The organism is Staphylococcus sp. TCBT05 (assembly GCF_055179755.1).
The window spans coordinates 972,024-993,209 of record NZ_JBUQDQ010000005.1; the positions used below are offsets into that span (position 1 = coordinate 972,024).

Genomic DNA, 21,186 nt, shown 5'->3' on the forward strand with positions numbered 1-21,186 from the left:
AATAAGCGTCGAGATATAGGTTCGACCTTTTCGAATAGTAAATCATAGCAATAGGTATATTATTATTATGAAAAAATCCAACTCAAAGGACGAAAACAATCTTTTGGGGTGGATTTTTCTAGAATTATACGCCTTGGCTTAGGTGATCTATATAAAAACTCATTCTACCAGGTGCATCATAACTTGCTTCTAACTTTGATTTTTCAATCTTAATAAGTTGGAATTTATTTGGAATAAGTGCAGGAAGAATTATAAATTTTGAAAAGTGTGACCATAATGGGTCAATATAATAATAATGCGTATCATCATAGCCAACCAATAATGTAATGTGAATATTAGATACAAATTTAGTTGGGCGATTATCAATTTTAAATGTACGTCGATATGGACGTTGACCAAGTACTGTGTGGTAGATTGCTACAGGTTGACCATGATCTAATATGTTACACAAATCAGGTAGTGAATTTCCAGTACTATCCACTACATTTGGATGATAATGTCGTAAATGTGGAACCAAGGCAGTAGGAAAGATAGTTTGATGATATCCAAATTTGATCCAGAGATGATGTCCAACATACCCTTTATAGGGATTATTGTCGTGCTTTGGCCAGTGTTTCATAATCTGTGTGGCAGGTATTTTGATGTAATTATATTGAAGCATCATAGCTGACACAACACCTTCGCAGCCCATAATCATAGGGATAGGGAATAATTGACTAATAGGTTTTACTGCTAAACTTACTTTATTCATGATGTCCATTCACTCCTTGGCTCAGCTAGGTTAATTCTTAAATACATCTATATTATATAGCTATTATATGAATTTATATATTAAAATGCATCATCAGATAGCTGGCTATAAACGATATGTTGTGATTTGTTCAATGATATAAAATAGCGATTAAATACAAGAATGAATGTAAGCTTTGTTACTTGTGTGTTCACCATCATGTTTCAAGATTTCAAGTAACGATGCTGAATAAAAAAAAGTGAATTCAGACATGTTTAGTAAATTACTGTACATGTCTAAATTCACTTTCAATATTATAATGTTTTATGCTTTTGAACGAACTTTAATGCGATTTCTAAGCCGATTATAAAAATAGTAGTAATAATTAAAATTGTAATATATGGCATCGTATTGTATTCGCCTTTTAACCCAACTAGTGGTGACATTACACCGCCTAAAATAAATTGGAAGAGGCCTAATAAACTAGATGCATTACCACTTCCACCAGTACGAGATTCCATTGCTAGTGCAAAACTAAGTGGTCCAATTCCAGTAACCGGACAAACATTTAAGAAAAATGCAATAATGAGCACCCAAATTGGTAAATGCATTGTTAACGTAATAATGATTAAGATTACGCCTGTTATTTGTATCGCTGTCAAAGCAATAAGCAGAACGTAGCGACTTATTTTTTCGACTAGTTTAGCAGTTACTTGACTCATAATAATCAAGCCAATACCATTTACAGCAAATAACGCACTAAATTGTTGAGGTGTCAGTTCATAAATTTTTTGAGTGATAAATGGAGCGGCTGATGAAAAGCTAAACAGCATGACATAAGTCAAACCTTGTAACAACATAGGCAAAATAAATGCTGGTGTTTTTAATAACGTGCCAAAGTCTTTAAATATAGCTCCAAAATTTAATTTTGATAGATCATTACTACGTGTTTCTTCCATTTTGAAAATAGCAAAAACCAGTATGATTATACTTACAATAGTTAATATTAAAAATATAGCTTGCCAATTAGCAACTGTTAGGGCATATCCTCCAACTAAAGGTGCAAGAATCGTTATAATTCCATTAACGACTAACAAGGATGCTAATCCTTTGGCAAGGGTCTTACCTTTATGTTGATCACCAATAGATGCCTTTGCAATCACAATGGCACCACCACCTGTTAAACCTTGGACTAAACGCAATGCTAATAACAAGGTCATTGATGTAGTAAAGATTGCGATAAATGATGCAATAGCATAGATGGAAATGATTATAAGTGCAATTTTTTTACGGCCGAATGCGTCAGATAGTGGTCCAAATGTAAATTGTCCGATTGCTAAACCAATCATGGCAAATGATAGTGATAGTTGCGCTTCAGAAGCAGTTGTACTAAAATCACTTTGAACACTTGGTAACGACGGAACATACATATCTATCGTCAATGGGCCAAAGGTAGTCATAATACCCAGTACGATGATAATCATAATAGGTAACTGACGATTTGAAGATTTATCCATTTCATGGGCTCCTTTATCATACTTTCTAATGCTCTATTATATACATGTTTTATAACTTTGTAACTAGGTAATTATCTCATATATGGAGATAATTTACAGACATTAATTTTGAAAATGAAGATAGGTATAAGAATTAAAATAAAGGTTAACATTCACTAAATTTGAGCATTTAAATAAGTAATAAATTACAAATGACATCGAATTCACTAAATGTTTAAAGTTAACAAAAATAGTCAATAATTCAAAGACTATGTTAAAGAGGTAGAACAATGAACTTAACAAAAACACATTTGGAAATCATAAAATTTATTATTGTCGGTGGAATTAATACAGTAGACTACTACATTGTGTATTTATTTTTATTGAAAATATTAGGATTGAATTATTTAATAAGCCATTTAACAGGATTTATTGTGAGTTTTATTATTTCATATTATTTAAATTGCTACTTTGTATATAAAGTAACACCGACATGGAAAAAATTTATTCAATTTCCAATTACACAAGTTATCAATATGGGAATGCAGACGCTATTATTATATATTTTTGTGCAATGGTTTCAGGTATCTTCTGTAATTGCGCCCTTTGTAGGATTGATCATCACAATTCCTATAACATTTATTTTATCAAAGTATATTTTAAGAGATGAAGCATAAGGAGTCTAAACTAATATAGGTTAGTACTCCTTTTATTTTTGTGCAATTTAATATTATTATTTAGGAAAGGCTAAAAAAATATTTTGTTATAAATTATTAAATAATTTTTGAATAAAAAATGTTGTAAATATGCTAGTAATAAGCGATAATATATATCCAATAATAATTAAGGTGGTTTATGTCATGTCTCATTTGGAAAACTTGAAAATTGCTCAACGCGGCGCATACCTCAGTTTGGTTGTATATATTATTTTATCTATAGCTAAGTATATCGTAGGTTACTTATACAATTCAGCAGCAGTAAGGGCAGATAGTTTAAATAATATGACGGATATCATCGTTTCTTTAGCAGTTATTATTGGTTTGAAGATTTCTATAAAACCAGCTGATAAAAATCATCCTTATGGACATTTGAAATCAGAAAATATTTCAACATTATTAGTATCATTTATTATTATGTTTGTAGGTATCCAAGTAGTAATAGAAAACGTACCACATATATTTTCTAATGAACATCACACACCAAATATCGTCACAATTTATGTCAGTGTAATAAGTGGATTAATCATGTTGGGTGTGTATGTGATTAATCAAAGACTGGCTAAACGTACTAATAGTAGTTCGCTTAATTCAGCAGCTAAAGATAATTTATCCGATGCGCTAGTAAGTATAGGAACAGCAATTGGTTTGGTGTTCACTCAATTTGGATTACCTATAATCGATACAATTCTAGCAACAGTATTGGGCTTATTAATTATATATACAGGTTATGGCATTTTTAAAGAGTCTATATTTACATTAAGTGATGGTTTTAATGAACAAGAGTTAGAAGATTATAGAAATTATGTTCTAGATGTTAAAGACGTAATAGATGTTCAAAATATAAAAGGTCGCTATCATGGAAGTAGTGTTTTTGTAGATGTAACAATTGTAGTTGAATCTAATCTATCATTGGAAGATGCGCATCATATTTGTGATGCTGTTGAACAACATATGCATGAAAAGGGAATATCATCAGTATATGTCCACCCTGAACCACAATCAATTCAAGAGCTAAATTAAAAGTTAGATTATATAAATAAATCAATAAGACTGCAGGTAATAAAGTTAATATAGGTTTGGGCTACAAGGTCACTAGCCAATAAAAAGACAATTTCTATTAAATTATATAGAAATTGTCTTTTTTTCTTGGATTATATTATACGAGGGTAGTGGTGTTTTATAACGTATGATCTTTAAATACAAAGTATTGTTTGCGAGACACCTGAGGGAGAAGGATGAGTGTCGAGACCAAGGCTCGAGCCAGCCCCCTAGGTAAGCGAACAACAATAATATAAAAACTAATAAAAGAACCCCAAACATAAAGAAAGCTATATAAAATAGAGTAAATGAAAAGAAATAGACCCAATTTTATAGTTGAAAATCGAATCATTACTGTATTGTTTGCGAGACACCTGAGGGAGAAGGATGAGTGTCGAGACCAAGGCTCGACCCAGCCCCCTAGGTAAGCGAGCAACAAAAGTATAAAAACTAATAAAAAATATCCCGCTAAAAAGACGATTGTAATCTTTTTAGCGGGCTGTAATTAGAAATTTTATATAGTTATTGTGTCCGGAACTATATATTATTTAATTGTATTTAATAGTAATGAATATTAAATAACTGTTAGTGAATCTTACCACCAACCATTAGCAATGTGGAATTGTACTGCATTATCAATAGAACCATAACGTTCTTCAGCGTAGTTAATCATTCCTTTAGTTTGTTCTTCAACAGAACCCGTACCCCAAGCTTCTTTAGTTTGACCTAGACCTCTATATCCAAGTTCATTTACTGCATCAGGGTTACCACTTGATTCTGGCATCACTACATTGTCCCAAAGTGATTTAGTGCCACCAGCTTGAATGAATTCGTTGTAAACTTCATTTGTAGATTGACTCGTTGTAGCAGTTTCAGCAGCGTCAGCAGTTGAAATGTTTGCAGTTGCGCCCACACCTGTAGCTGCAATAGTAAGTGATGCGAATGATGCTAATAATAATTTTTTCATTATAAAATATCCTCCTAAAAATTAACTCTAACTCGTTCGCGTTATATGGATTATTAAACACATAATGTTGAATTGAATTTTGTCTTGGCTTAATGCTTGTTTCGATTTAACGATATTCACTATAACATCAAAATTCAGCGTCTAGGTTACAGGAAAATAAAAAAAGAATTTCATTTATGAAGAAAAGAATACAATTATTTCACTATGTAGTGTAAATTGTTATAATATTAATGTGTAGTAATGATGATAAAAACGGGAATAACTGACAGTATAGTCGTTAATATAGAGAGAAAATGAATGATATATAAATGTAATATTTCTGTAAATATCGTTTAAAACCATTTTTAGAGGAGTGTATGCAGAATATGCCAAAATTAATTTTATGTAGACATGGACAAAGCGAATGGAATGCCCAGAACCTATTTACTGGATGGGCAGATGTTGATTTATCTGATCAAGGTCGTAATGAAGCAATAACGTCAGGTCAAAAGTTAAAAGACCAAAATATAGAAATAGATATTGTCTTCACATCACTATTAGAAAGAGCGATTAAAACGACGTACCATTTATTATCAGAATCAAATCAACTCTTTATTCCTGTTGTAAAAACTTGGCGGTTAAATGAACGTCATTATGGTGGGTTACAAGGTTTAAATAAAGATAGTGCGAAGGAAGAATTTGGTGAAGAACAAGTTCATAAATGGCGACGTTCATATGATATTGCACCACCGAAACAAAGTGAAAAACAAAGAAATGCATATTTAAATGATAAAAAGTATGAACATTTAGATAGAAGAATTATGCCAGAATCTGAAAGTTTAAAGGATACATTGGAACGTGTCATACCATATTGGAATGATCAAATTTCACAACAATTGTTAGATGGAAAGACGGTATTAGTTTCTGCTCACGGTAATTCATTGCGCGCATTAATTAAATACTTAGAAGATGTATCTGATGAAGATATTATAGGTTATGAAATTAAAACAGGTGCCCCTTTAATATATGACTTAACAGATGATTTGAAAGTCATAGATAAATATTATCTTTAAAGAATAAAGTTTATTAGCTACACAATTTAAAAAAGTACCCTGATTACTTTGCAATTGTACAGAACCTTAATAGTTAGTTTTGAGTCCAACTCTTGAGGTGCATATCCAATTCAAAGATATTCAAGGGTACTTTTTAATTATCAATAAAGGTAATATTTATGTACGTTATGAGCTATAAGAACTACCTTTATTAATTTAGTGGATAAACTATACATGTCAAATATGCATTTCACATAATTTTTACAAGTACTTAACTAAATATAGAGAAAATAAGGATAAATAATAAAGTGAGGGATTATTTGTTGCGTTTATGCTGTTTGATAATTTTTAACGCACGCTTACGTGTTTTGATATTTGGACTATTCAAATTACGACGTGCAGTTTGTAAATCTAATTTCATGTAAATGACCTCCTTAACCTGACTTTATTATGAAGGAATAAAGGATAAATGTAAATAGTAATGATTACGATTTATAAAAATGTAGTTATTTTAAAAAAAATAATAGGTATTAAATGCTTATCAAATGAATTGAAACTAAAAAATATGTATAATTCATAGTTATGTTGTCCTATGGGATGAGATAGTTTATATAGGAAAAGGAGAAGTATATGACTCAAAAAACAAGAATCATAATGGTTATCACAATGTTATTTGGTGGCTTTTTTGGTTTGCTTAATGAAACGCTACTCACAACTGCTTTGCCGAGTATAATGAAAGAATTTGATATAGATTATACAAAAGTACAATGGTTAACAACTGCATTTTTACTTGTTAACGGGGTTGTCGTTCCATTATCTGCAATGGTGATTCAGAGATTTTCTACGCGACAAGTCTTTTTAACTGCAATAATTATTTTCCTTGTTGGAACAATTATTGGGGCATTTAGTCCTAATTTCCAAATATTGTTAATCGCACGAATCATCCAAGCTTTAGGATCAGGGATTATGATGCCATTAATGATGACAACGATATTAGATGTGTTTGAACCTCATGAACGTGGGAAGTACATGGGAGTATTTGGTTTAGTAATTGGTTTGGCACCAGCAATTGGTCCGACATTATCAGGATATTTAGTTGAATATTTAGAATGGAGAGCATTATTTTATGTTGTTGCTCCGGTAGCAGCACTCACATTCTTGGCTTCATTAAAATATGTAGTAAATGTAGGAACTAATAGACGCGTACCTATCGATATACTATCAATTCTTTTATCAGTTTTAGGTTTTGGTGGTTTATTATACGGTACGAGTTCAATCTCAAGAGATGGTTGGAACGACCCGGTAGTATTAACAACAATGATTGGCGGGATTATTTTAGTTATCGCATTTATTTTCAGACAAACAAGACTAACTACACCGTTACTTGACTTTTCAGTATTTAAGAACAGTCAATTCGCAGTAGGTATTATTATCATGGGCTTTACCATGGTATCAATGATTGGTTCAGAAACAATCTTACCTATGTTTGTTCAAAATATAATGAAAGACACTGCACTACAATCAGGATTAATACTACTACCTGGTGCTATCGTTATGGGAATTATGTCAGTGTTATCAGGTATTTTATTCGATAAATTTGGTGCAAAAATTCTGGGTATTTTTGGTATGATTATTGTTATCGTAACAAGTTCATACTTTGTTATTATGGATGAACATAGTTCTTCACTAATGCTTACTATTGTTTATGCAGTGCGAATGATCGGTATCGCATTAAGTTTAATGCCATTAATGACACATACAATGAACCAACTACCACAAGAAATGAACGCACATGGTTCGTCAATGACCAATACAGTACAACAAATTGCTGCGTCAATTGGTACTGCTGGACTAGTTACAACTATGAGCCAAGTTTCTAAGAACTTCACACCAGAAATGAGTAATTATAAAGGTATGAATAAGAAAGAAATGGCGATGAATATACAACATGATGCACTATTAAGTGGATATCACGGGGCATTTTGGTTTGCAATTATCATCTCAGTCATTAGTTTTATTTGTGTCTTTATGCTAAAAAGTAAGAAAAAACTAGAAGCAGAATAATATAATAAATTGAGTAATATAAAATAGCTGATGTAACTTCTGTTATACTATTTAAGAAGGTATATCGGCTATTTTTTAACTCATTATAATTATTAAGAAACTATGAATGTAATTTAATATTGAAAAGTGGTGCAAACAATGGAACACACGATGAAATTGAATGATGAACCATTTCAAGCAATTAAAAATGGGATTAAGACAATTGAAATAAGACTCAATGATGAAAAGAGACAACAAGTTCAAAGCGGTGACGAAATTTTATTTACAAATTTAGTGACTGAAGAGCAGTTGAAAGTAACTGTATTACAAACCAAGCTTTATTCATCTTTTCAAGCATTATTGAAGGACTATAGCAATCAAGATATCGGCGTACGAGAAGAAATGCAACTATCACAAAAATTAGCTGCAATTTATCAAATTTACTCGCAGTCTGAGGAACTTGAACATGGTGCATTAGCTATAAAAATAAAACGCATAAGATAATTGATAGTGTGCATAACTTTAGTAACAATAAAGTATACATATGACAAGGTCAGAGTTTTTGCTGACCTTGTTTTTTTATATGAGAAGAAAGCGCAATGAAAAAAATGTAATATGAAATAGGCTGTTGTCTCTTGTAGGAATAGTACAATGCCAAAGACTGTAGCTGACTTTCACGTCATATGGATAACATGAACCTATAAAATGGCTTTAAACAAATATGTATCGACCATCGTAGATCATTTCATAAAAAAACTGTCGATGAGCTTTACCTCAATCGACAGCAAATTTAAATATTCTCTTGTAGTTTGACTTCTTTGTTAAAGCTTACCAATTAATGTACCAATTTTGTAGGCAAGTGGATTAATAGGCTTGATAAAATCACCAACATACTCATGTACATGAGCATTAAAGCCTTTCTTAAATTGCTGAACACCATAATCCTCAGCATCTTCGCTAAAGTCACCAGTAATACCATAGAAATTATAACTATCGATATTATGATCTTTAGCAAATTTAATCATTTCCCACTGTAACTTATATGCGCCCATATAAGCGTTATACTTAGGATTTGAACCACTAGATAAATAATAAACCTCATGATCATTATAAATATAAATAGCAGAAGCTAAATCTAGAATTGCACCATCCGTTTCAATCGTTTGATTGGTATCATCGATTTTACGCTGAGTGCTGTTAAGCTGTTGCGTTAACTGTGTTCGTTTTGTCTTTTGTTTCTTTGAATTAGGACTTTCTTGTAGGGCATTTTCAACTTCAGCTAATTCACTTTGCAACTTAGCCAGCTTATCATTTAAACCAGCTATATATTCATTTAAATCGATATATGCAAGTTGTAAAAATGCATTACCTTTATAGGCCTTTTGTAATTCTTCAAAGTAAGGCTCATCACGGAAAGAAAATCCGTGTTTTTCTTCAGCCATTTTAAATAATTTGAAAAAGCGTCCAGTTTCTTCGATTGGTAGCGTAGTTACTTTAACACCCATCTCTTCAGTACGTTTAATATTACGGCGTGTTTGATAATCCATTTCTTTCAGCAATTGGTTCGGCGTTTTGTTTGTTAAATCTAACACAGAATGCCAACGAATCTGACTTGTTTGCGAATATCCAACACTATAGCCTTGATGTTGATAACCAAGTTTATCCAATGTTTGAATTAAAGTTCTGTTATCAAATGACTTTAAAATTTCACCATCTGCACTACGTATATTTTCTAAAATATAAGGATCTAATAAGACATAAAGGCAGTTATGTTTCTTTAAATACGTAGTCAAAGATTTAAAGTAAAAGTCTACCAAGGCAATATTATTGTAATCCATCACAGGACCACGTTGACTGTAGAAATACTTAAAATATTTTAAGGCACGTGCTTCGGTAAACATGCCGGCTGCTAAAACTTCACCTGAATCATTCTTTACTCCAAGTAAATGTGCATCGCCTTGCTTTTGTTCGCGAGAGTCAAAATAAACACGTGTTTGTGTGTAATGAGAAAAGTTATTTTGTGTAAATTGTTCGAACTCCTCGGGGGTAATGTTCACAAATTGCATATAGTTTATTTTCCTCCTTAAAAAGTCAACTTAAAAAATTCTTATTAAGTTGATTGACATATATCTAGTATACCAAATATGATTTGTAATAGCATTTTATAACCTAGTGCTTACTACTAAAGTTTGAGGTTCATCATGTGTTTAAGTGAAAGGTAAATTACTATAGAAGAAATAACATATTCATTGTATGATAATACATACGGATTTAAAATGTATAAAAGATGAATGGTAAAGAGTAATAGGAGATGTTTTATTATGAGAAAATTATTCGTAATGGCAATAGCCGTTCTAATCGTTGCTACTGCATGTAGTAGTGGGAAATATGCAGACAAAATAGATAAAGCAGTTAATAAGCAACAAGCATTCCAAAAGAAATTACATAAAAATCATCAAGCAGATGTTGATAAGAAATTTGATAAAAAAGATGCCAATATTTATGTTTTTGAAAATGGCAAGTATGTGATGATTGCATATAAACCATTAAAGAATGATGCGGAAGCACATTATTATACGTATCAATTTAAAGATGGAAAAGCGAAATATGTAAAAGATTTTAATTCAAAAGGTTATTACCAAAAACATAAAGATGACGCTGATTATGAAGAAGAGAATATGAATCTAAACGAATAAATAGCGAACTGTTAAGAAATAACAATCGAGGTGTTAACAACAATTATGAAAAAATTATGGATGAGCTTGGGTTTAATTATGCTTATCGTATTACTATCGGCTTGTGGTAATAATGAAAATGTGCATGAAAATGATAAAGTTGATAAAAATGGGAAAATCCGTATTATTGAGTATGGAGATTATAAATGTCCTTATTGTAAAAAGGTAGAAAATAAAATTATGCCGAAATTAAAACGACAATATATTGATAAAGGGAAGGTAGATTATCAATTTGTTAATATGGCATTTTTGGGCAAAGATTCTATCATTGGATCTAGAGCAGGGCATGCAGTACAAAGCATAGCACCAAAGGAATACTTAACATTTCAAAGACTTATGTTTGAGCAACAACCAGATAACGAAAAGGCTTGGATTACTACTAAATTAGTAGATAAACAAATTGATAAATTAAATATTGATAATCAAACTAAAGTGAAAATCAAAAATGATTATAAAAAGAAAAATAGTAAGTCATGGGAAGCAGCAAAGAAAGATAGACAACAATATAAGAAAAATCATATCGACACGGCACCAACAATCTATGTCAAAGGTGAAAAACTCAAAGACCCATATAAATTTAGCAGTTATGAAAAGTTATTAACAGATTAGCTTACAGTATAAAGATAGCAATATATTAAAACAATTGAATAGCGTATGTAATCAAAGTAGCAACCTTTACAGTTATAAAGTAGTTGCTACTTTTTTATTATGTAAACAATTGTTCTAATAATGGCTTTTAAATTTATAGCTTACGTAATAATGCTCAAAAGTGTAATTTAAAAATCAGCATTCAATTATTAAATCGTAATCATTACGAAAAATTTGCTTTGAGCTATTGCTTTTTAGTGAGTGAAAGACTATAATTTTAAATCGTAATAATTACTATTTAAGGAGGATTTTATGAGAAAATCACTATACATATTATTTTTAGTCACTACGTTAGCATTGTTGGCAACTGCTTGTGGGAATGAGAATGCCGATGATAAGAACAAGGATAAAATTAAAATAAATACTACTGTTTATCCTTTGCAATCCTTTGTGGAACAAATTGGGGGCAAACACGTATCTGTTAAATCAATATATCCACCAGGAACGGATTTACATGATTATGAACCGACACAAAAAGATATTATCAATACCAATAAATCAGATTTATTTATTTACACAGGGGATAATCTAGATCCTGTTTCTAAGAAAATTGCGAAAACGATTAAAGATAAAGATAAAAAATTGTCCTTGGAAGAGAAGTTAGATAAGGCGCAATTATTAACAGATCAACATCATCATGAAGGTGAAGATAGTGAACACGAGCATGACCATGGTCACCACCATCATGGAGGCTATGATCCACATGTTTGGTTAGATCCTAAATTTGATCAAACATTTGCTAAAGAAATTAAAGATGAATTAGTGAAAAAAGATCCACAACATAAAGCTTATTATGAAAAAAATTATAAGCAATTGAACAAAGATCTTAAGCAAATTGATAATAAAATGAAAAATACTGTAAAAGGTAAAGAAGGTAGTACGATATTTATTTCGCATGAATCAATCGGCTATTTGGCTGAACGTTATGGTTTTGTCCAAAAAGGTGTTCAAAATATGAATGCTGAAGATCCATCACAAAAGGATTTAACTAAGATTGTTAAAGAAATTAAAAGTTCTGGAGCGAAATATATCTTATATGAAGATAATGTTTCACATAAAGTGACTGATACGATAAGAAAAGAAACTTCAGCCAAACCGTTAAAATTCTATAATATGGAATCTATGTCAAAAGAACAGATGAAGGATAAGGACATCTCTTTCCAATCACTCATGGACAAAAATATTAAACAAATTGAGAAGGCTTTAAATCAGCAAGTTAAAACTTCAGCTCCAGATAATGATGAAAAACATGAGAAAGCCATTTCTGAAGGTTATTTTAAAGATAGTCAAATAAAAGATAGAACGTTAGCTGACTATAGTGGAGATTGGAAGTCAGTTTATCCACTGTTAAAAAATGGCACACTTGATGAAGTGATGAAGCATAAAGCTAAAGAAGATGACTCAATGAGTGAAAAGGAATATAAAGCATATTATGAAAAAGGTTATAAAACAGATGTAGATAACCTTAAAATCACAGATGATTCAATCACTTTTACTAAGAATGGGAAAACTTTAGAAGGTCAATATGTATATGATGGAAAAGAAGTATTGAATTATGAAAAAGGGAACCGTGGTGTCCGATATGTATTTAAATTAAAAAATGAAGACAACCAAGAACTACCAAAGTATGTACAATTTAGTGATCATAATATAGCTCCGAAAAAGGCAGCACATTTCCATATATTTATGGGGAATGATCGTGAAAAATTATTGAAAGAATTAGATAATTGGCCAACTTACTATCCTAAAAATCAAACGGGCAAAGAAATTAAAACAGATATGCTAGCACATTAATATTAAAGACAGTTTATGAATATAGCTATAATTGAAAAGTTGAATGAGTAAAATGTAAATTAACGGGAATAAAAAAATACCAACACAGAGTGAGCGTAATATTTGATATATAAAATATACTTGGTATAATAAATGTATCTTAATAATACAACAAACTTGGAGGTAAGATTTATGACAACATTTAAATTTGATCAAGCACATTCAGCAATTGAATTTTCAATTAAACACTTAGTGATTTCTAATGTGAAAGGTAGATTTAATGATTTTGATGCCCAAGCAGAAGGGGATATTAATGACTTAAGCACGCTTAAAGGTCAATTTACAATCAAAGCAGATTCTATCGATACGCGAGTTGCCGATCGTGACGCTCATTTAAAAGGTGAAGATTTCTTCGATGTGGCAAAATATCCTGAAATTAAATTTGAAATTACAAATACAACTGAGCAATTAGTAACAGGTAACTTAACAATTAAAGGTGAAACAAATGAGGAAACATTTGATTTATCTTATGAAGGTAAAAGTAAAAACCCAATGAATGGTGCAGAAACTGTTGGTTTCGTTATTAATGGTTCTGTAAACCGCGATAAATATGGTATTACATTTAATCAACCATTAGAAACAGGTGGTTTAATGTTAGGTAAAGAAGTGCATTTCCAAGTGAGTTTAGAATTTGCGCTTGAAGATTAAAAATTTAATCATTCGTTATTAATAATTAGACAGGCTGGGACATTGATATCATGTTCCAGTCTGTTTTGTTATTTAGTTAACCTATAACAGCTAAGATACTTTACTCATCACTAGCTATGTAAGATGAGTAATGCTTGGATAAATAAATAATAAATGTTTATAGATATTAATTTATTGATTATATCTCGTAGGAAAATATTAACTTTATTTACTTTCTAATACATATTACAGCGTATGAATTGGGTATAAGTTATTTAAGAAAGGGGAGATACAATGACAATGGGAGTGGACTTACCAAAGATAGGCAAACCGGCAACCAATGCTCTGAAAGCTCAAGGAATTTCAAGTTTAGAAGATGTAGCACGCTATGATAAGACTACGCTATTAGATATTCATGGTGTTGGACCTAAGGCAATCGATATTTTGGAAAAGGCATTAGCTGAACATGGTCTAGACTTTAAAAATATATTAGGACACGAATTACCCTTTGAACTCATAGGTGATTTAAAATGCGACAATGCACCAAAGCAACGCATTATGTTGGATTTTTTAATTGCTTCTGCATTAGTAAATAAAGAACAACTGATAGCAGTATTAAGTGAGGACTTTATTTGGAAGGTTCCTGGTGCATTTGAATTGAAAGGTCTAGATGCCTTTTATGATGAACTGAGTGAACATCAAGTAGATATTAAACAAATAGTTATAAACGATAATATTTCACATGGTAAGGTAGGTTCAATGCATGGTGAACAATTGCAAAGCGATGGTTCGAAATTATGGTTCGCAGATTTCTTTGAATTTGAAAGTCATAAGAAAGATGCCAAGATTAAAACAGTGACATCATATGTCATTATGGATGAAGGAGAATCTTAAGATGAGTATCAAAATAGACAATAATAAAATTATTTTTACACGAACTTTTAATACATCAGCAGAAAAATTGTTTAATGCATATACAGATGAACAATTATTTAAAGCTTGGTTTCATCCTGAAGGTGCATCTACTGAAATATTCAAATTTAATGTACAAGATGGTGGAGACGCATTTTTTGCGATTCATACACCTGAAGGTACAAGTTATACGGTCACAGAATATAAGCAAGTAAAAGCACCAACAACAATCGATTATTATGACTATTTTGCAGACAGTGAAGGAAATAGAACGGACAATATGGCGGGGATGCATAATATAATTACATTTAATCAGCTTAATAAGGATGAAACTGAAATTGAGTCTGTATCAGTATTGCCAGATGCCCAATCGGCACAACAGTTGCTCGACATGGGAGTTGAAGCGGGTATGAATAGTACCTTTGACAATTTAGAGAAGTTAGTTAAGACCTTATAAATGTCAAAAATATGTTAAAAATACACTGCCTCTTTTTTAATTATTCTCGATATAATATTAGTGAAAAGAGGTGAGTGCTTTGAATAAACGTTATGTAAAAGTTTTATTTCTTTATTCATTCAGTACTTTAATACCAACATTGCTATTAAATGAGAAATGTATGAGTAATCATGCATTCAAATGGTTTACACGAACTTTAGCAGGTTATGGTATTTTTGCATATGGTTTAAAGGTTTTAAGCAAATTTAAAGCCAATGCATAATATCCAAGCAGTGATTCTAGGCTGGATAGCTATATATTAATATAATAATAAAACAACCAATTCAATTATTATCTAACTGAATTGGTTGTTTTAAATTTTAAGAATTTAATTAGCTTTCTAAATCTTCGCCATTCGTTTCTATTACTTTTTTATACCAATCGAATGAATCTTTCTTTTTACGTTCTAATGAACCATTACCTGCGTTGTCTCTGTCCACATATATTAAGCCATAACGTTTTTTCATTTCTCCTGTGGTAAAGGAAATAATATCAATAATACCCCAAGGCGTATAACCCATTAAGTCAACGCCATCTTCATCAACTGCTTTTATAGCTGCATCAATATGTGCTTTTAAATAATCAATACGATAACTATCATGTATTTCGCCTTGTTCATCAAATTCATCAATCGCACCGAAGCCATTTTCTACAATAAATAATGGTATTTGATATCGATCATATAAGACATTTAAGGTATATCTTAATCCTGTTGGATCGATAGCCCAACCCCAATCGCTTTGTGTAATATACGGATTATCAACAGAATTTGCTAATCCGCCATTGGTAACATTTTCTCCAGTATATGTTTCGGCGTCGTGCTTAACTACAGTTGTCATATAATAACTAAAGCCAATATAGTCAACTGTACCTGCTTTTAAGATTTCATCGTCTCCATCTTGCCAACCAATGTCATATCCTTTTTGTTGGAACATCTTATTTGCGTAGCTAGGATAATAACCTCGAACTTGAACATCAGGGAAGAAATAACGTAAACGGCTCGCTTTTACTGATTCCATCATATCTTCAGGATTGCAAGAATAAGGATAAATCGCTACATGTGAAATCATAAGTCCGATTTCAAAATCTGGGTTAATGGCTTTGCCAATTTTGACTGCTTTAGCACTAGCGATTAATTCGTTATGTGCAACTTGATATAGTATTTCTTCAGGATTTTCATCTTCACCAACTTGCACACCTGAATTCGTCCATAAGAATATAGGATTATCAGTATCCATTTGATTATTGATTTCGTTAAAGGTCATCCAATATTTAACTTTATTCTTATAGCGTTCGAATACGACTTCTGCAAAGTGGGCAAAAAAGTCTGCAACTTTACGATTTCTAAATCCACCATATTCTCTAGCAAGATGTAAAGGCATTTCAAAGTGAGAGAGCGTAATAACTGGTTCGATGCCATATTTTAATAATTCATCAAAGACATTATCATAAAATTGTAATCCCTCTTCATTTGGTTCACTTTCATCTCCATTGGGGAATATACGAGACCACGCAATAGATGTTCTTAAACATTTAAGTCCCATTTCATTGAATAATGCAATGTCTTCTTTATATCGGTGATAAAAATCAATTCCAATATGATTCGGATAATATTCATTAGGATCGACATCTTGTGTAATCTTTCGAGCTTTACCATGTTCACCAGCTGTCATGACATCGATAACACTGAGGCCTTTACCTCCTTGGTCATAACCACCTTCAAATTGATTGGCAGCAAGTGCGCCACCCCATAAAAAGTCTTTAGATAATTTAGTCATATGAATCAAGCTCCTTTAATATTATTTACTAATGACAGTCATTAATTCGTCTTCGTGTGTTACAGATGCTTCGGCGTTAACTATAACTTCCTCGAACTCACCAGAGTTAGTGATAATAATTGGAATGACTGTGTCATACCCTTGTTGTTCGAGCTGTTCCTTGTTGAAATTTAATAAAGGTTGATTACGGTCGATTTTTTCATGTTCTTGTACAAGTAATTCAAAGCCTTCACCGTTTAATTGAACGGTATCCAATCCAACATGAATCAATATTTCTACACCAGTCGTAGAGGTTATGCCAATTGCATGTTTGCTAGGTGCTATCATACTGACGACACCTTCGATAGGTGAGACAACTGCGTTAGCACTTGGCTGAATTGCTAATCCTTTACCCATCATTTCTTGTGCAAAAATAGGATCATTAACTTCAGATAATGGCAACACAGTACCTTTAATTGGGCTAAATACAGTTGTTTCTAAATTATCATCAAGAATAATCGCATTTGGATTGTTATCTTCTCCTGTATCGGCGGCTTCTTCTGTAGTATCCTCTCCATAACCAAATATTTGGATTAATATAATAGGTAAAATAATGGCGATGGCACTCCCTATTAATATCCCCCAAATAGAAGTTGGATTATCACTACTATAACCATTGACTACTGTGATTGGACCTGGTAAACCTGCATAGGCATAGTACTTAGGATTAAAGAAACTAGCAACAAATGCACCAATGGCACCACTAATACAAGCAATAAGGAATGGTTTTTTAAAGCGAATGTTTATACCATACATTGCAGGTTCTGTGATACCAAAGATTGCTGTGATACCTGCGGATGATGATACACGTTTGATTTCAGTGCTTTTTGCTTTGAGAAAGACACCAATTACTGCACCGAATTGTGAGATTACTGCGATAGTTTGAAAGGCCTGGAATGCGTCACTCTTATGTTGTTCGAAATTAGCCAAGATAACTGGTGTAATACCCCAATGTACACCGAAAATTACAAATACTTGCCAGAAACCAGCGATGAGTGCGCCGGCTAACCAAGGTGCAACGGCAACGAGATAATTAAAGCCGCTAGCGATACCATGTGCAACTAAAGTTGAAATAGGACCTATAACTAATAGTGTCAATGGCACCATAATGATAATGCTGAAAAATGGAGTGAATAATGGTTTAACAACATCATGTATCCATTTATTTAAGTATTTTTCAACATAAGAAAGGATCCACACTAATAGTAATGGTGGTAACACCGATGACGTATAACTTGTTTCGGTCAATGGAATACCAAATAGATTTACGCTTTCTCCGTGTTGTATTTTACTTACGATGCCTGTTAAATCAGGACTGACAAGTGCTGCAGCACAAGCTACTGCAATATACATATTTACGTTGAAATGTCTTGAAGCGGTGATAGCGATAAAGATTGGTAAGAATGTAAAGGGTGCCCAGGAAATAAAGTTAAACACCTCATAAGTTCCTGTGTGTTTAAATGCTGGTGCTATAAGATTGATCACGATGAGCAGACCTTGTAATATACCAGCGGCAGCTAAAATATAAATAAAAGGTGCAAATACTGCAGACATAGTTGCCACAATTCTGTTTACAATAGTGCCTTTATTTTCCGATTCAGGTTGTAAATCGGCATTTGCATTATCTCCCGTTAATGCTTCAAATGATTTATAAACTTCACCGACATTATTTCCAATGACTACTTGGAATTGACCATTATTTTCTACGACGGTAACGACGCCATCTATGGCGGCAACTTTCTTATGAGCATCTGGTATAGAGCGCTTTAACACTAAACGTAATCGGGTTGCACAGTGTGTACTGTTAACAAGATTGTCTTCACCGCCGACAGCATCTAGTATTTGTTGCGCTAACACTTGGTTTTTATCTGCCATTCGATACAGCTCTTTTTATTATTAAAATTAATCACATCACATGTAAGCGATTTATTTCATTATAATTATACCGGTATAATTTGTAAAGACCCTAACAAAAATATGGTCGATGTGTTAAAATGAGGTTCATGTTATAATGGTTTGAATTTTAATGTAAGAGGGGTAGACGAATGCTCAAATATGAACAAATAGCATTACAAATCAATGCATATATTGCTGAAGGTAACTATCAAGCTGGAGATAAACTACCTAGTGTAGAGACTTTGAAAGCTCAATATGAAGTAAGTAAGAGTACGATTATTAAAGCTTTAGAAGCTTTAGAAAAGAAAGGGAGAATCTACCAAGCGCGTGGCAGTGGTATTTATGTTCGTAATCCAAAAAGAGATGGTTATTTAAATTTATTTTCATCAAGTGGATTTAGTGATGAAATTGTGGGTCACTCAGTTACAAATGATGTGATTAGAGTAGAAGAAGTCATCGCTCCAGAAGAAGTTCGCCAAAAATTAAAGCTTGATAAAGATACAGAAGTTTATGTCTTAGAACGTATTGTGCATATTGATGGTAAGGTATTGTGCTATGAACAATCTTATTTCAACAAAGATATTGTGCTGTATTTAGATACTTCAATTGCAGAAGGGTCTATTTTTAGATATTTAGAACAACGCATAAAGGTTAAAATTGGATTTTCTGATATTTACTTTACTGTCGATAAATTAAATAGTGAGGAAGCACCGCTATTAAATTTATCAACGGGTGAGCCATGCTTAAGATATGAACAAGTATTTTATACTACGACTGGCGTGCCTTTTGATTGTTCACAATTGATATATCATTATGAGAATGCACATTTTTATATTCCTTCACAAAAATAAAGGCTAGACTATAACATCGCATTATTGTGTAATGAGGTGCTATAGTCTAGCTTTGTTCATATAGAATTTTTTAATTGAAACGGTTAATTACGTCTTGGATAGAATAATGATTTAATTGATTTAGTATAGTTTGATCTACCTCACTATAGATAGAATCTAAGGCACTGCTAATATTCTTTCCAACAAAGCAATCTGGATTTGTATTGCCATGAATTTTTGCAAAGTGAGTTTCTTCATCAAAAATAATTTGAAATACTTGACCCAAAAATATCGAAGTTGCAGGTTGTTTCAAACTGTAACCTGAAACGCCTTGACTACTATCAATTAGATTACCTTCCTTTAAGAAACGACAGATTTTTCTAACGAGTGTAGCGTTACTATTAATACTCGATGCTATATATTGACTTGAAACGGGTTCTTGTTCAGTAGCTAATAGTGTAAGTATATGAATGGCAACAGAAAATTGTGTGTTCATATTGTGCCTCCTTTGCAACGAACTTGTGCTTTAAATTGATACATGTTGATTTTACGTCATTTACTGCTCAGACGCAATGAAAGAAGTTATTGGATGATGAGCGAGAAGCTAAATATATATTGATGTATCATAACCATTGCATAGTGATACAGAATCATTAAATTTGTTAATGCAATTTAAAACTTTTCAATTGACTACTAGTAGTATAAACAATATTGTATTCATATGATTCAATAGAAGTTATGTGTATTGTATATGATAACTTGTATCGATAAATATATTAGCATAAGGAAGTGACAACATGTCTGAATATAATATTCGTGTGGCAAATCAAGGCGATGCTGAGGAAATACAAAGACTTATGTATGAAGCATTTACACCTCTTAGAGAGCTAGGCATTGATTGGCCGTCTGTCAATGCAGACGTCGATTTAGTAGAACAAAATATCAAAACAAGTACGACATTTGTCCTTGAAAATGATAAAGAAATTATATCTACCATTACGGTACGTTATCCATGGGAAGGAAAACGACGCATTTCTGTTTATCCATTTGTCTGGTGGTTTGCGACAAAGCCGAGTTATGATGGGCGTGGTTTAGGTAGTAAATTATTGAAATATGTTGAAGAAACATACTTAAGAGACACATTAAAAGCACCAGCTGTAACATTAGGAACATCAGCAAGAAAGCATCCATGGTTGTTGGATATATACAAGAAACGTGGATATGAAGTATACGCAGAACATGAGAATAAAGATGGTGACTTAGGTGTTATTATGAGAAAAGTATTGATACCAGAAAAGTTTGATGAAGAAGTATTAGGTCAGCCACCATTCTAATCATTCATATTACAGGGAATCCCTTTATTACTAA

The 21,186-nt window shown here is 32.1% G+C and carries 22 protein-coding genes; 14 read left to right on the forward strand and 8 right to left on the reverse strand.

Going from position 1 to position 21,186, the window contains the following annotated elements; genetic code table 11:
• Positions 1 to 124: 124 nt before the first annotated feature.
• Together ACY191_RS04315 and ACY191_RS04320 are read right to left on the reverse strand one after the other, a co-directional pair.
• The gene (locus ACY191_RS04315; RefSeq protein ID WP_042739251.1) at positions 125 to 751 is read right to left on the reverse strand and encodes a C39 family peptidase; all 627 of its coding nucleotides are present in this window, start codon (positions 749 to 751) and stop codon (positions 125 to 127) included.
• A gap of 293 nt (positions 752 to 1,044) precedes the next feature.
• On the reverse strand, positions 1,045 to 2,247 hold the full coding sequence (locus ACY191_RS04320) for a multidrug effflux MFS transporter (RefSeq protein ID WP_042739252.1): 1,203 nt from the start codon (positions 2,245 to 2,247) through the stop codon (positions 1,045 to 1,047).
• A 269-nt stretch (positions 2,248 to 2,516) separates the two neighbouring features.
• Here ACY191_RS04320 and ACY191_RS04325 point away from each other — a divergent pair, with 269 nt between their 5' ends.
• Both ACY191_RS04325 and ACY191_RS04330 read left to right on the forward strand, forming a co-directional pair.
• Complete coding sequence (locus ACY191_RS04325) at positions 2,517 to 2,903, forward strand: GtrA family protein (RefSeq protein ID WP_042739253.1); 387 nt, start codon at positions 2,517 to 2,519, stop codon at positions 2,901 to 2,903.
• 183 nt (positions 2,904 to 3,086) lie between these two features.
• Entirely contained in the window at positions 3,087 to 3,965 is an 879-nt protein-coding gene (locus ACY191_RS04330; RefSeq protein ID WP_042739254.1) for a cation diffusion facilitator family transporter, read from the forward strand.
• A 613-nt stretch (positions 3,966 to 4,578) separates the two neighbouring features.
• Here the strand turns inward: ACY191_RS04330 and ACY191_RS04335 are convergent.
• The gene (locus tag ACY191_RS04335; protein WP_042739255.1) at positions 4,579 to 4,950 is read right to left on the reverse strand and encodes an aggregation-promoting factor C-terminal-like domain-containing protein; all 372 of its coding nucleotides are present in this window, start codon (positions 4,948 to 4,950) and stop codon (positions 4,579 to 4,581) included.
• Between the two features lie 365 nt (positions 4,951 to 5,315).
• Between ACY191_RS04335 and ACY191_RS04340 the strand changes: the two genes are divergently transcribed.
• Complete coding sequence (locus tag ACY191_RS04340) at positions 5,316 to 6,002, forward strand: 2,3-diphosphoglycerate-dependent phosphoglycerate mutase (RefSeq protein ID WP_042739256.1); 687 nt, start codon at positions 5,316 to 5,318, stop codon at positions 6,000 to 6,002.
• 295 nt (positions 6,003 to 6,297) lie between these two features.
• On the opposite strand, the gene ACY191_RS04345 is transcribed toward ACY191_RS04340, so the two are convergent.
• Positions 6,298 to 6,402, reverse strand: a complete 105-nt coding sequence (locus tag ACY191_RS04345; RefSeq protein WP_107513352.1) for a putative metal homeostasis protein — start codon at positions 6,400 to 6,402, stop codon at positions 6,298 to 6,300.
• Positions 6,403 to 6,611: 209 nt separating this feature from the next.
• Between ACY191_RS04345 and ACY191_RS04350 the strand changes: the two genes are divergently transcribed.
• Together ACY191_RS04350 and ACY191_RS04355 are read left to right on the forward strand one after the other, a co-directional pair.
• A complete protein-coding gene (locus ACY191_RS04350; protein WP_042739257.1) occupies positions 6,612 to 8,045 on the forward strand; it encodes an MDR family MFS transporter in 1,434 nt (477 codons plus the stop codon).
• A gap of 138 nt (positions 8,046 to 8,183) precedes the next feature.
• Positions 8,184 to 8,528, forward strand: a complete 345-nt coding sequence (locus ACY191_RS04355) for an ASCH domain-containing protein (RefSeq protein ID WP_042739258.1) — start codon at positions 8,184 to 8,186, stop codon at positions 8,526 to 8,528.
• 317 nt (positions 8,529 to 8,845) lie between these two features.
• Here the strand turns inward: ACY191_RS04355 and ACY191_RS04360 are convergent, their stop codons facing one another.
• Positions 8,846 to 10,090 (reverse strand): aminoacyltransferase, encoded by a 1,245-nt coding sequence (locus ACY191_RS04360; protein ID WP_042739259.1) that lies wholly within the window; start codon positions 10,088 to 10,090, stop codon positions 8,846 to 8,848.
• A gap of 255 nt (positions 10,091 to 10,345) precedes the next feature.
• Here ACY191_RS04360 and ACY191_RS04365 point away from each other — a divergent pair, with 255 nt between their 5' ends.
• The 7 genes from ACY191_RS04365 to ACY191_RS04395 all read left to right on the forward strand — a co-directional run bounded on the left by ACY191_RS04365 (position 10,346) and on the right by ACY191_RS04395 (position 15,498).
• The gene (locus ACY191_RS04365) at positions 10,346 to 10,720 is read left to right on the forward strand and encodes a cystatin-like fold lipoprotein (RefSeq protein ID WP_042739260.1); all 375 of its coding nucleotides are present in this window, start codon (positions 10,346 to 10,348) and stop codon (positions 10,718 to 10,720) included.
• 45 nt (positions 10,721 to 10,765) lie between these two features.
• Positions 10,766 to 11,368, forward strand: a complete 603-nt coding sequence (locus ACY191_RS04370; RefSeq protein WP_229366571.1) for a DsbA family protein — start codon at positions 10,766 to 10,768, stop codon at positions 11,366 to 11,368.
• Positions 11,369 to 11,659: 291 nt separating this feature from the next.
• Positions 11,660 to 13,201, forward strand: a complete 1,542-nt coding sequence (gene adcA / locus ACY191_RS04375; RefSeq protein ID WP_229366572.1) for a zinc ABC transporter substrate-binding lipoprotein AdcA — start codon at positions 11,660 to 11,662, stop codon at positions 13,199 to 13,201.
• Positions 13,202 to 13,372: 171 nt separating this feature from the next.
• Entirely contained in the window at positions 13,373 to 13,888 is a 516-nt protein-coding gene (locus ACY191_RS04380; RefSeq protein ID WP_229366573.1) for a YceI family protein, read from the forward strand.
• A gap of 273 nt (positions 13,889 to 14,161) precedes the next feature.
• Positions 14,162 to 14,761, forward strand: coding sequence for a helix-hairpin-helix domain-containing protein (locus tag ACY191_RS04385; protein ID WP_324294870.1), 600 nt, complete (start codon positions 14,162 to 14,164; stop codon positions 14,759 to 14,761).
• Between the two features lies 1 nt (position 14,762).
• Positions 14,763 to 15,236, forward strand: coding sequence for an SRPBCC family protein (locus tag ACY191_RS04390; RefSeq protein ID WP_229366574.1), 474 nt, complete (start codon positions 14,763 to 14,765; stop codon positions 15,234 to 15,236).
• Positions 15,237 to 15,315: 79 nt separating this feature from the next.
• Positions 15,316 to 15,498 (forward strand): hypothetical protein, encoded by a 183-nt coding sequence (locus ACY191_RS04395; RefSeq protein ID WP_229366575.1) that lies wholly within the window; start codon positions 15,316 to 15,318, stop codon positions 15,496 to 15,498.
• Between the two features lie 109 nt (positions 15,499 to 15,607).
• On the opposite strand, the gene ACY191_RS04400 is transcribed toward ACY191_RS04395, so the two are convergent.
• Complete coding sequence (locus ACY191_RS04400) at positions 15,608 to 17,053, reverse strand: 6-phospho-beta-glucosidase (RefSeq protein WP_042739267.1); 1,446 nt, start codon at positions 17,051 to 17,053, stop codon at positions 15,608 to 15,610.
• A gap of 21 nt (positions 17,054 to 17,074) precedes the next feature.
• A complete protein-coding gene (locus tag ACY191_RS04405) occupies positions 17,075 to 18,967 on the reverse strand; it encodes a beta-glucoside-specific PTS transporter subunit IIABC (RefSeq protein WP_463269908.1) in 1,893 nt (630 codons plus the stop codon).
• A gap of 170 nt (positions 18,968 to 19,137) precedes the next feature.
• On the opposite strand from ACY191_RS04405, the gene ACY191_RS04410 reads away from it, so the two are divergent.
• Entirely contained in the window at positions 19,138 to 19,839 is a 702-nt protein-coding gene (locus ACY191_RS04410; RefSeq protein ID WP_042739269.1) for a GntR family transcriptional regulator, read from the forward strand.
• Between the two features lie 70 nt (positions 19,840 to 19,909).
• Here ACY191_RS04410 and ACY191_RS04415 read toward each other — a convergent pair whose 3' ends face one another.
• Positions 19,910 to 20,314 (reverse strand): Rrf2 family transcriptional regulator, encoded by a 405-nt coding sequence (locus tag ACY191_RS04415; protein ID WP_042739270.1) that lies wholly within the window; start codon positions 20,312 to 20,314, stop codon positions 19,910 to 19,912.
• A gap of 301 nt (positions 20,315 to 20,615) precedes the next feature.
• Between ACY191_RS04415 and ACY191_RS04420 the strand changes: the two genes are divergently transcribed.
• A complete protein-coding gene (locus ACY191_RS04420) occupies positions 20,616 to 21,152 on the forward strand; it encodes a GNAT family N-acetyltransferase (RefSeq protein ID WP_042739271.1) in 537 nt (178 codons plus the stop codon).
• The last annotated feature ends 34 nt before the right edge of the window (positions 21,153 to 21,186 follow it).